Genomic DNA, 10109 nt, shown 5'->3' on the forward strand with positions numbered 1-10109 from the left:
CTTCGCGGCTCCGCGTGATTCATTTTTCACGCGGAGCCGCGAAGATCGCGGAGGAGAAAGAAGGAAGGGCGGGAATGGGTGGAAACAAGGCATAGCCCCTCCCTTCCAGGGAGGGGTTGGGGTGGGTTGCGAGCGCAGCGAGCTTCTGCCCTATCGACCGTAGACCGCCGCTACGCGGCGCACCCACCCCCGGCCCCTCCCTGGAAGGGAGGGGAGTAGGAAACAGCCGCTTCTGGTCGAAACCTGCCAATCTCCATGGGCGTCATCCCGGATCAAGTGCGGGATGACGGAACGGCGAGGGCAGCTTTTCTGAGCGGCGATCGACCAAGCCGATGGCAGTGCATGGCCGGAGCCTGTCCGGGGCGGGCATAATGTCCCATGGTCATCCCCCTGTTCCCGACATAAGAGGGGGCGTTCGATTGCCGTCGCGGCAATCCTGATGAACATGGTTTCTTGTTGGCCGGGAAGTGTTCAAGATCATGGACTGGTTTCCTGTTGTTTTCATCCTGTTCAAGGTCGTCGTGCTGGGGGCGGGCATGTTCTTTGCCGTCCGATGGCATTATGAGCAGGACAGGAAGGCGCAGAAGGGGGCGGTGCTGAGCGCGGTCGGCAAGATCAGCCTGGCCCTGCTGCTGGCGCTGGTGGGCCTCCTGTCCCTCACCTTCATGCTGGCGCGGATGCTGGGCATGGATATGGCCCTGTGATTTTGGTGCTGTGATTTTGGTGCTGTGATTGTGGTCCGCATCGTGCGTCGCGCGTTCGGATCATCGTTGCGCTGACGGGCGGCCTGTGCCGGATGGGCGCCTGTTCCGGAGGCGCGTCAGCCGCGCAGGCGGTCGAGGCGATGCTTCAGCTTCCTCTGCAGCAATTCCCAATTGGTCACGCCCTGGATCACGCCGCCATTGGCGACGATCATCTGTTGCAGCCGATAGGTGTCGACATCCTGGATATCGACCCGGTCGCGGTCGATCACGGCCAGGGCGGCGGCGGTGCCGGCCGCTTCGCCCAGCGCCATCGAGGTCGGCTCCATGCGGATGGTGGAAAAGGCCTGGTGGGTCGCCGCGACGCAGAAGGGCACCATGAGGTTGGTGCACTGGTCGCGATGCGGCACCATCAGTTCGAAGGGCAGCGGCGAGCGTTGATATTTGCCGCCGGCGGGCAGCATGAAATGGCCTTCATTGACGATGCCCCATTGCCCCCGTTCGTCCCGGACCGCGATGCGGCTGGCGGCGTGGCTGTCCTGCCAGTAGGAGGCCATGGCGACGATCGAGGGGAGGCGCGGGGGCACACCATCGATATCCGACACGTCCCGGCCCGACCAGGCAAGGCCATTGTCCAGCCGCCGCGCCTCGCGCACATAGAGCTGGGGCGACCAGCCGGGCGTGTCGGCGGGATGGCAATCGGTGTGGCGGCCGCGCACCAGGCCCCAGTTGCGCACATCGCGTTGCAGCCCGGCGGGAATGCGGGGATCGCGGCCATGGGCCATGGCGTGGAACCAGCCGCGAATATAATTTTCATGCGCCTTCCATATGCGTTCGCGCGCATCATAGTCGGCCGCCGGATAGGCGCGGTTGAGGCCGACCGCGTCGAGCGACATGGTGCCGCGATTGTTGATGTCATAGATGCCCGGCGCGACCTCGTCCGCCTTCACCAGATCGCGGGCGAAATGCCAGTCGCGGCCATAGAGCTGGCCGGCGCGCCGGCGTCGGTCGAAATCGCGGAACAGCAGTTCATAGTCGGCCTCGCGATAGCCATCGGGCGCGGTGGCGGGCAGGTCGAGCCGCAGTTCGGGCCGATCGGTCATGGTCAGGCGGAAGCAATAGGCCTGCACGCCATCGTCGGCAGCGCCGACCGGCCGGTTCGGCGCGGGATCGACCCCGGCGATCAGACGGCCCGACGGCTGGTCGAAGAAAGGGTCGATCGGCAGGATATTGTCCTTTTGCGGCGGATCGGTGCGGGTCAGCAGCTCATAGCGTGACCCGCGATAGCCATTATAGGGATTGGCCCGGTCGGCGGCTTCGCGCCCGACCCTGGTGCCGATGCCGGCGCGGGCCATCAGGTCGCCTTCATAGGAGGCGTCGATGAAGATGCGGCCATGGGCGCGGACGCCCGAGCGGGTGATGATCTCGCGGATGGCGCGATCGGTCCGGTCGACGGTCTCGACCCCGTCCGACCAGAGGACCGGCACCCCGGCGGCGTCGAGCAGGTCGCGGAAATAGGGGGCAGCAACGGCCGGGTCGAAGGCGTAGCGATTGCCCGGCATGCCGCCCGCCGCCGCCAGTGTGGCCATGGTGGTGCGGGCATAGCCACCGACCGCATCGATATCGCGTATGTCGGTCCAGCTGAGCCCGCCGGCCAGCATGCCGCCGGGCTGGATTTCGCGCCAGCCGCCGATCAGCACCGCCGACGCGCCCAGATTGGCGGCGCTGACCGCGGCGATGACGCCGGCGGGGGTGGCGCCATAGACGACGACATCGGCATCGGCCCAGGCTTCCCCGGCAAGCGCGGTGCGGCGCGGATGGATGAGGGCGGCCGGCTTGCCGCTGGCCTGATGGCAGCTGACCAGGCCGGCTGCACCCGCTGCGCCCGCCATCGTCGCCAGAAACGCGCGTCTGTCCATGACCGCCCCCATCCCGGATTGCCCCTGCAAAGGCTTTCCGATTTGCGGGGGCGTGGAAATTCCGGTCGAACACCTAATGGATTGCGCGGTCAGGGCCGGGCAGGACAGAAGTGGACAGTTGTAATATGCGACTGGTCTGGCAGGATCGGCGCTCCACCACCAGAAAAGCAGGAGTGGGTGCATGATCATCTATGGCGCGCGGCCGTCGCCCTTTGTGCGCAAGGTCATTGTCTTTGCAGCGGAAAAGGGGATCGCGGTCGAGGTGCGGCCGGCCGGGTTCGGCAAGGGCGGGGCGGAGTTCGAGCGGGCGTCCCCTTTCGGCAAGATCCCGGCCCTGGTCGATGGCGATTTCGCGATCAGCGATTCGACCGCGATCATAACCTATATGGATGCGCTGCATCCCGAGCCGAACCTGATCCCGGCCGAGGCGAAGGCGCGGGCGCGGACGATATGGTATGAGGAATTTGCCGATACCATCGCCCAGCCGGTGGGTGTCGACATCTTCTTCAACCGGGTGGTCGGCAAGCTGCTCGACATGCCGCATGACCCGGCCCGTGCCGACCGGGCAGAGGCGGAGAAAATGCCGGGCATCTATGATTATCTGGAGGCGGTTCTGCCCGAGAGCGGCTGGCTGGTGGAGGATCGCTTCACTTTGGCCGACATTGCCGTCGCCTGTCCGCTGATCAATGTCTGCTATTGCAGCAGCGGGTTGAAGGACGGGCGCTGGCCCAGGGTGAAGGCCTGGCTCGACGGATTGCGGGCGCGGCCGAGCTTTGCCGCGGCGATGGCGCTGGAGGCGCGGATGCTGGAGAAGGTGGTGTAACCCATATGGAACATTCTGCTTGACATCGTCACGCTGATCGGGCAGGGAAGAGGAACGTCGATAATTGCGATTCGCCAGCATCGGTCGGTGGTGGTGCGATGGATCGGCTGCGCTGTGGAAGGCGGGGGCTTCGAGGGCGGCTTTTCGGGCTGTGCCTTGGGGCTGTGCCTTGGGGCTGTGCCTTGGGGCTGTGCCTTGGGGCTGTGCCTTGGGGCTGGGTCTTCCAGGTCGGGATTTGCAGTCGGTCCTTGAGGGCTGGTGCGTGACGGTGCGGGGCTTTTGGGATGCCGGCGCCGCGATGCGATGCTGACAGATATTGCCTTCAGGTGAGGCGAAAGGGGCTGGTCCGATTGGGCCGGCCCCTTTTGCGTTGGGCGAGCGTGCGGGGCTGAAGCTGGCGGGGCGGTGTGCGGGGGAGCTATTGCACGGCGCGGTGGCGCGGGGCTGCTGCCGATGGCGGCGTGCGGCGCGAGGTCGCGCGGCGGGGCGATGGTTCGGGACAATCGGGGGAGAGGGCGATGGCGGCGCGAAAGGAAGTGGCCGGGCGGCCGGAGCGGGTGGCGCAGCGGCAGGCGGCCGGCGACGGGGTGCGGACGCAATTGCGACAGGTGCGCAGGGATGGCTGGGCGCAGGGCGATCGGGCCCTGTTCCTGGCGGAGCTGGCCGAGACCTGCAATGTCAGCGAGGCGGCGCGGACCGTGGGAAAGAGCCGGCAGGCGGCCTATGGCCTGAAGCAGCGCGACGCGGAGTTCGCGCGCGACTGGGATGCGGCGATCGAGCAGGGCTATGGCGAGATCGAGGCGATGCTGATCCGGCTGGCGCTGCATGGCTGCGAGAGCGAGGAAATCATCGAGGATGGCGAGGGCGCGGTGAAGACCCGCAAGGTCAAGCGCGCGCCCAATCCGTCGCTGGGGCTGCAATTGCTGAAGCTGCATGCCGCCCAGGTCGCGGCGCGCCGGGCGGCGCGGGGCGATGCGACCGGACCGGGCAGCCCCGCAGCGATCGCCAGCGTCGAGCGGGTGCTGGCAGAGATACGCCGGCGCCGCGCGGCGGCGGGGACGTAAGGGGGAGGCGAGAAGGTCGCGCGACAATGCGCGAACGGCCGCGCCGATCGCCCGTGGATCGGGCGGCCGCGGTCAGCTGGCCGGCTCGTCCGCTGCCATTGGAAGTGTCGTCGGCGCGGCCGGTTGATCCATGAGCAGATGGTCGGGCGTGGGCGCCGGTGCGCGGCGATCATAGCGCTCGACCGTGTCCCAGACTTCATAGAGCGACCGCTGATCGGTGTCGGCAACCGCGCGATTGCGTGGCAAATCAAGACGATACTTCATATCAAGGCGCTTAGGTCATCGATGCGGCAGGTCGACGACATTAAGGTGAGCGGAGCGTTTTTGGCGATGAAGCGAGTGGTTGAGCGATGGTGGATTGCCGGGCGACAATCGTGCCGGGTGCATGGCGGCAGGAGATTGTTTCTTGCTGGAAGAGTAGGCCTCTTTCTGCCGCCGCCTGAGGCGCCAGCCTTCGCTGGGGTGGCGGAGTTGGGTGGCTAAGCGGCAGATTGTTTTGGCAGTTCTTCATACCTCTTTCTCCGCGCTCTTCGCGGCTCCGCGTGATTCATTTTTCACGCGGAGCCGCGAAGATCGCGGAGGAGAAAGAAGGAAGGGCGGGAATGGGTGGAAACAAGACATAGCCCCTCCCTTCCAGGGAGGGGTTGGGGTGGGTTGCGAGCGCAGCGAGCTTCTGCCCTATCGACCGTAGACCGCCGCTACGCGGCGCACCCACCCCCGGCCCCTCCCTGGAAGGGAGGGGAGTAGGAAACGTCAGCTTCTGGTCGTTTTCAGACCATCCTCCCCTGCATGGGGAGTTCAAGGGAGACCCGTGTCTCCCTTGAACTGGCCGTAGGCCAGACGGAGGGGTATCCCCCTCTCGATAGCGTAACACCCCTCCACCACTTCGTGGTCCCCCTCCCCTTGCAGGGGAGGAATTTACAACCGCTTCTGGTCGTTTCTTGCCCGGCAGCTTCGCCGTGTTGAATCAGCTTTCCTTGATCATTGAAACCCGTCTGTAGGCCCGACAATGGAAATGCGATAAACCTGCCTGCATGGCAGAACCATTCAACGATGACCTGATCGCTGCAAAGTCGGTGTTTGCATTGGTGGGACTTGCAGCGATCATTGGAGGAATACTCCTATTCAATGCTCACGCCCAATCGGTCTGGGGCATTGTAAAAGGCCTCGTCGGCATCAGCCTGTGGATCGCTGCCGTCATCGGCGGCCGCGCATTCTATAAAGGCCTCTAGTTCAAAACGCGATGTATGAGTTCACCGCCTGGTTACCCACCCGGCGGTTCTGGGCAAGAGTGTCTGCTTTTTGGCAGATCAACAAGGGATGGGAATGGCAAGAAATGGTCGCAAGTCGCCCTACCCACATCCGTCATGCCGGGCTTGGCCCGGCATCCCGCTTTTCTGTGAAACAGATAAAGAAGCGGGCCCCGGCGCAAGCCTGTCCTGAGCCTGTCGAAGGGGCCGGGGTGACGATGGCCGCATCTGGTCGTTAGCCGCCAAAGCCCGACATCGTCATTGCGGGCGTAGCGAAGCAAGGGCGGGAGATCGTCGAGGCCCGCCCTTTGCGCGGCAGGCTTTTGCTGGTGCGCGGTTCTTCTGGTAGGATCGGGGCGCGGTTTTGGAGATCGGGCTTTGGAGATCGGGCGATGCTGGTTGGGCTGATCCTGTTGGCGGCGGTGGGGGCGATGATCGCGCTGTCGGTGCGCGCCGATCGGCGGTTCCGGGCGATCGACCGGCTGCCGATGCAATGGACGCTGACCGGAGCGGTGAGTTGGCATGCGCCGCGGGCCGTGGCGCTGGCCTTCACGCCGGTGCTGGGGACGATGCTGATCCTGGTCATTGGCGCGATGGCTTTGTGGGTGCCGCCGCGCGCCGGGCAGGAGGGGCTGGTGATCCCGGTGCTGCTGGCGATCGCGGCGGGCATGGTGGCGATCCATGCCCTGCATATCTGGATGATCGGGCGCTGGGCGAAGGCGCGGCACTGAACGGGCATTGGGGCTGAGGAGGCGAGGATGCGGCGTGTGACCCGGAGCAGGATGGCGCTGATGCTGGTGGCGCCGATGGTGATGATGCTGGCCGCTGGCGCGCGCGCCGCGCCGCCGACAAGCTGGGCCAAGGCGGGCGTGTCGCTGGCCGACTATGCCGACGATGCAGGGGCCTGCGCGGAGGCGACGCGGGACAGGGCGGTGACGGTGCGACCGGAGACGGCGCAGGCGCTGGATGCGCTGAGCATGGTCGACCTGGCGATGATCCTGCGGACCTATGGCGGCGATAGCGATGCCAGCCCGCTGATGGCGGCGGCGAATATCGGCATGCATCATGACGACGCCAATGTGGCGCGTCGGACGGCGAATTTCGGCGCGAAATATCAGGCGATGACGCGCAGCGACGTGCGCGCGCAATTGCAGGCGGCGCTGGACCAGTGCCTGGTCGAGCGCGGCTATGTGCGGATCATGCTGACGCCGGACCAGGCGCGCGGGCTGGCGAAGCTGAAGCGCGGGACGGCCGAACGCACCGCCTATCTGCACGCGATCGACAGCGATCCGGCGGTGATCGCGGCGCAGCGGGTGGTGGAAGAATGACGGTGCGGATCGGGATCGTCCTGGCGAGCCTGGCCTTGTGCGCGGCCTTGTTTTGGAGCGGATCGGCGCTGGTCGCGTTGATGATGGGATGGCTGACGGCCTATCCGTGGGTGGCGAAGGCGATGGCGGCGCTGCCGATGCTGGTGCTGCCGCTGATGGCGGTGATGGCGGTGATGGTTTCGCGCGGGCGGGAAGAAAACGGGGCGCGCTGATTGGTTGGGCCGCACCGCTTTACAGGGCGGTGCAGGCGGGTAAGACACTGGCCCCATGAAGAAGATCATCCTGCTCGCCGCCGCTTCGGCCCTTGCAACCCCAGTGCTGGCCGCGCCGGCTGTGCCCGCCGCGCCCGATGCGGCGCGGTTGAAGGCGACGGTGGAGAGGCTGGTCAGTTTCGGCACGCGTCATACGCTGTCGAGTGCGACCGACCCCAAGCGCGGGATCGGCGCGGCGCGGGCCTGGGGCAAGGCCGAGTTCGAGAAGATTGGCAAGGGCTGTGGCGGCTGTCTGACCGTCGAGACGGTGGCGGATCGCTTCACCGGGCCGCGCGCGCCCGATGGCGTCGAGGTGGTCGATGTGCTGGCGATCCAGAAGGGCAGCGGTGATCCGAACGAGGTGGTGATCGTCGCCGGGCATATCGATAGCCGCGTGACCGATGTCATGAACATCAGCAGCGATGCGCCGGGCGCCAATGACAATGCGTCGGGCACGGCGCTGGTGATCGAGGCGGCGCGGGTGCTGGCCGGGCAGAAATTCAACGGCACGATCGTCTATGCGCTGCTGTCGGGCGAGGAGCAGGGATTGTGGGGCGGCAAGCTGCTTGCCAGCACGGCCAAGGCGCGCGGCTGGCATGTGCGGGCGATGCTGAACAATGATATTGTCGGCAATACAGTAGGCCAGAATGGGCAAGTGGTTGCCGATCGCGTGCGGGTGTTCTCCGAAGGAATTCGCGCGGGGGACGATGCCAAGGCAAACCTGACGCGCCGGGCGATCGGCGGCGAGGATGACGGCCCGTCGCGGGCGCTGGCCAAGGCGATCGACGGCATTGCGCAGGCGGACCCGAAGATCGGGCTGGAAGTGCTGGCGGTGCGGCGGTTCGACCGGTTCGGGCGCGGCGGCGACCATTCGCCCTTCCTGGACCTGGGCTTTCCGGCGGTGCGCTTTTCGGTGGGGATCGAGAATTATGACCGGCAGCATCAGGACCTGCGCACCGAAAATGGCCGGGTCTATGGCGATACGGTCGACGGCATGGACTTTCCCTATCTGGCGAAGGTGACGGCGCTCAATGTCGCGACCTTGCGGCGACTGGCCGATGCGCCCGCGGCGCCGGCGACGGTGTCGCTCGATGGCGCGTTGTCGATGGACACGCGGGTGTTCTGGGACGCGGTGCCGGGGGCTACGGCTTACAAGGTCTATTGGCGGCGCGCCGACAAGCAGGACTGGAGCGACAGCCGGGTCGTGACCGGCGCGACGCAGACGGTGCTGAAGGACATCGTGGTCGACGATCATTTCATCGGCGTCGCGGCGGTGGCCAAGGACGGGGCCGAGAGCCTGGTGACCTTCGGCGGGATGGCGCCGCGTAAATAGGATTTGGTGGTTCGGGCGGAGGCGCGGAGGCGCGGAGATTTTTGGAGAAGGCCGCCTGCGGGCGGCCTTTTTTGTTGCGCGCTGTTTGGGGGACGGGCGGCTGCATAATGCCGGCTCCTGCGTGAGGCATGGTCGGGAGATGGATTCCCGCCTTCGCGGGAATGACGAAGAAGCGGAGGGGGCGGGGATGCAGATGGCCGATTGCGACTGGGTCGAGCAGGCGGCGGCCTGGCCCGAACTGGGGCGCTGGCTGAGCGACGATGCCGCCGAGCGGCTGGGGCAGGACTGGGACTTCCTGGCGCGGCCGGCGCAACTGGCGCCGGCGGGCGACTGGCGCATCTGGCTGATGATGGCGGGGCGCGGTTTCGGCAAGACGCGGGCCGGGGCGGAATGGGTGCGCGCCATCGCCGAGCGCGATCCCGAGGCGCGGATCGCGCTGGTCGGCGCGACCCTAGGCGAGGCGCGCAGCGTGATGGTGGAGGGGGTGAGCGGCCTGCTGGCGGTGGCGCCCTGGTGGGCAAGGCCGGCCTATGCCCCGGCGCTGCGCACGCTGACCTGGCCCAATGGCGCGCAGGCGCGGCTGTTCGGCGCGGCCGAGCCCGAAAGCCTGCGCGGGCCGCAGTTCAGCCATGGCTGGGCCGACGAGATCGGCAAATGGCCGGGCGGGCAGGCGGCCTGGGACAATATGATGATGGCGATGCGGCTGGGGCATGATCCGCGCGTGGTGGCGACGACGACGCCGCGCCCGGTGCCGCTGGTGCGGGCGCTGGTGGCAAGAGATGGCGCCGATGTGGTGCTGACGCGGGGGCGGACGGCGGACAATGCAGCGCATCTGGCGGCGGGCTTCGTCGATGATGTGACGCGGCTTTATGGTGGCACGCGGCTGGGGCGGCAGGAACTGGATGGCGAACTGATCGAGGAGGCGGAAGGGGCGCTGTGGACCCGCGCGGCGCTGGAGGCTTGCCGGGTGCGGCATGTGCCGGGCGCGCTGGCGCGGGTGGTGGTGGCGGTCGATCCGCCGGCGACGGCTGGCGGCGATGCGCGCGGCATCGTCGTGGTCGCCCTCGGCGGGGACGGGCGCGGCTATGTGATCGCGGACGCGAGCGTGGCGGGCTGTTCGCCCGAAGGCTGGGCGCGGGCGGTGGCGCAGGCGGCGCAGGGCCATGGCGCCGACCGGGTGGTGGCTGAGGCCAATAATGGCGGCGACATGGTGGCGAGCGTGCTGCGCGCGGCGCAGGAGACGCTGCCGCTGCGACTGGTCCATGCCAGCCGGGGCAAGGCGGCGCGGGCCGAGCCGGTGGCCGCGCTCTATGAGGCCGGGCGGGTGGCGCATCGCGGGGCTTTCCCCGAGCTGGAGGACCAGATGTGCGGGCTGCTGGTGGGGGGCGGTTATGTGGGTCCGGGGCGTTCGCCGGACCGGGCGGATGCGCTGGTCTGGGG

11 protein-coding genes are annotated in these 10109 nt (G+C 67.2%); 9 read left to right on the forward strand and 2 right to left on the reverse strand.

All coding sequences use genetic code 11. The features are described from left to right. The first annotated feature begins 479 nt into the window (after positions 1-479). A complete protein-coding gene (locus tag BRX37_RS25110; RefSeq protein ID WP_004207829.1) occupies positions 480-704 on the forward strand; it encodes a hypothetical protein in 225 nt (74 codons plus the stop codon). Positions 705-820: 116 nt separating this feature from the next. Here BRX37_RS25110 and BRX37_RS25115 read toward each other — a convergent pair whose 3' ends face one another. Further along, positions 821-2620: an FAD-dependent oxidoreductase gene (locus tag BRX37_RS25115; protein WP_318276940.1), complete on the reverse strand. Its 1800-nt coding sequence runs from the start codon at positions 2618-2620 to the stop codon at positions 821-823. A gap of 181 nt (positions 2621-2801) precedes the next feature. Here BRX37_RS25115 and BRX37_RS25120 point away from each other — a divergent pair, with 181 nt between their 5' ends. Then, a complete protein-coding gene (locus BRX37_RS25120) occupies positions 2802-3443 on the forward strand; it encodes a glutathione S-transferase family protein (protein WP_125990149.1) in 642 nt (213 codons plus the stop codon). Positions 3444-3961: 518 nt separating this feature from the next. Further along, positions 3962-4507 carry a hypothetical protein gene (locus BRX37_RS25125; RefSeq protein ID WP_125990151.1) on the forward strand — a complete coding sequence of 182 codons (546 nt, stop codon included), beginning with the start codon at positions 3962-3964 and terminating at the stop codon, positions 4505-4507. A gap of 72 nt (positions 4508-4579) precedes the next feature. On the opposite strand, the gene BRX37_RS25130 is transcribed toward BRX37_RS25125, so the two are convergent. Next, a complete protein-coding gene (locus tag BRX37_RS25130; protein ID WP_125990153.1) occupies positions 4580-4771 on the reverse strand; it encodes a hypothetical protein in 192 nt (63 codons plus the stop codon). A 770-nt stretch (positions 4772-5541) separates the two neighbouring features. On the opposite strand from BRX37_RS25130, the gene BRX37_RS25135 reads away from it, so the two are divergent. From BRX37_RS25135 to BRX37_RS25160, 6 genes are all read left to right on the forward strand, one after another. Continuing rightward, positions 5542-5739 carry a hypothetical protein gene (locus BRX37_RS25135; RefSeq protein WP_097384118.1) on the forward strand — a complete coding sequence of 66 codons (198 nt, stop codon included), beginning with the start codon at positions 5542-5544 and terminating at the stop codon, positions 5737-5739. A 410-nt stretch (positions 5740-6149) separates the two neighbouring features. Continuing rightward, positions 6150-6488, forward strand: coding sequence for a hypothetical protein (locus tag BRX37_RS25140; protein ID WP_125990155.1), 339 nt, complete (start codon positions 6150-6152; stop codon positions 6486-6488). Positions 6489-6515: 27 nt separating this feature from the next. Then, positions 6516-7085, forward strand: coding sequence for a hypothetical protein (locus BRX37_RS25145; protein ID WP_125990157.1), 570 nt, complete (start codon positions 6516-6518; stop codon positions 7083-7085). Beyond that, positions 7082-7297: a hypothetical protein gene (locus tag BRX37_RS25150; protein WP_125990159.1), complete on the forward strand. Its 216-nt coding sequence runs from the start codon at positions 7082-7084 to the stop codon at positions 7295-7297. Before BRX37_RS25145 ends, BRX37_RS25150 begins: the two co-directional genes overlap by 4 nt. A 55-nt stretch (positions 7298-7352) precedes the next feature. Then, positions 7353-8669 carry a M28 family peptidase gene (locus BRX37_RS25155; protein ID WP_125990161.1) on the forward strand — a complete coding sequence of 439 codons (1317 nt, stop codon included), beginning with the start codon at positions 7353-7355 and terminating at the stop codon, positions 8667-8669. Between the two features lie 187 nt (positions 8670-8856). Then, a partial coding sequence (locus BRX37_RS25160) for a DNA-packaging protein (RefSeq protein ID WP_125990163.1) occupies positions 8857-10109 on the forward strand: 1253 nt, incomplete at its 3' end.

The organism is Sphingomonas sp. S-NIH.Pt3_0716 (genome assembly GCF_003950715.1).
Lineage (GTDB): Bacteria > Pseudomonadota > Alphaproteobacteria > Sphingomonadales > Sphingomonadaceae > Sphingobium > Sphingobium yanoikuyae_A.

Bases quoted from the DNA above. Each gene is read 5' to 3' on its own strand.
- BRX37_RS25110 (WP_004207829.1), top strand. From the start codon at position 480: ATGGACTGGTTTCCTGTTGTTTTCATCCTGTTCAAGGTCGTCGTGCTG.
- BRX37_RS25115 (WP_318276940.1), bottom strand. From the start codon at position 2,620: ATGGACAGACGCGCGTTTCTGGCGACGATGGCGGGCGCAGCGGGTGCA.
- BRX37_RS25120 (WP_125990149.1), top strand. From the start codon at position 2,802: ATGATCATCTATGGCGCGCGGCCGTCGCCCTTTGTGCGCAAGGTCATT.
- BRX37_RS25125 (WP_125990151.1), top strand. From the start codon at position 3,962: ATGGCGGCGCGAAAGGAAGTGGCCGGGCGGCCGGAGCGGGTGGCGCAG.
- BRX37_RS25130 (WP_125990153.1), bottom strand. From the start codon at position 4,771: ATGAAGTATCGTCTTGATTTGCCACGCAATCGCGCGGTTGCCGACACC.
- BRX37_RS25135 (WP_097384118.1), top strand. From the start codon at position 5,542: ATGGCAGAACCATTCAACGATGACCTGATCGCTGCAAAGTCGGTGTTT.
- BRX37_RS25140 (WP_125990155.1), top strand. From the start codon at position 6,150: ATGCTGGTTGGGCTGATCCTGTTGGCGGCGGTGGGGGCGATGATCGCG.
- BRX37_RS25145 (WP_125990157.1), top strand. From the start codon at position 6,516: ATGCGGCGTGTGACCCGGAGCAGGATGGCGCTGATGCTGGTGGCGCCG.
- BRX37_RS25150 (WP_125990159.1), top strand. From the start codon at position 7,082: ATGACGGTGCGGATCGGGATCGTCCTGGCGAGCCTGGCCTTGTGCGCG.
- BRX37_RS25155 (WP_125990161.1), top strand. From the start codon at position 7,353: ATGAAGAAGATCATCCTGCTCGCCGCCGCTTCGGCCCTTGCAACCCCA.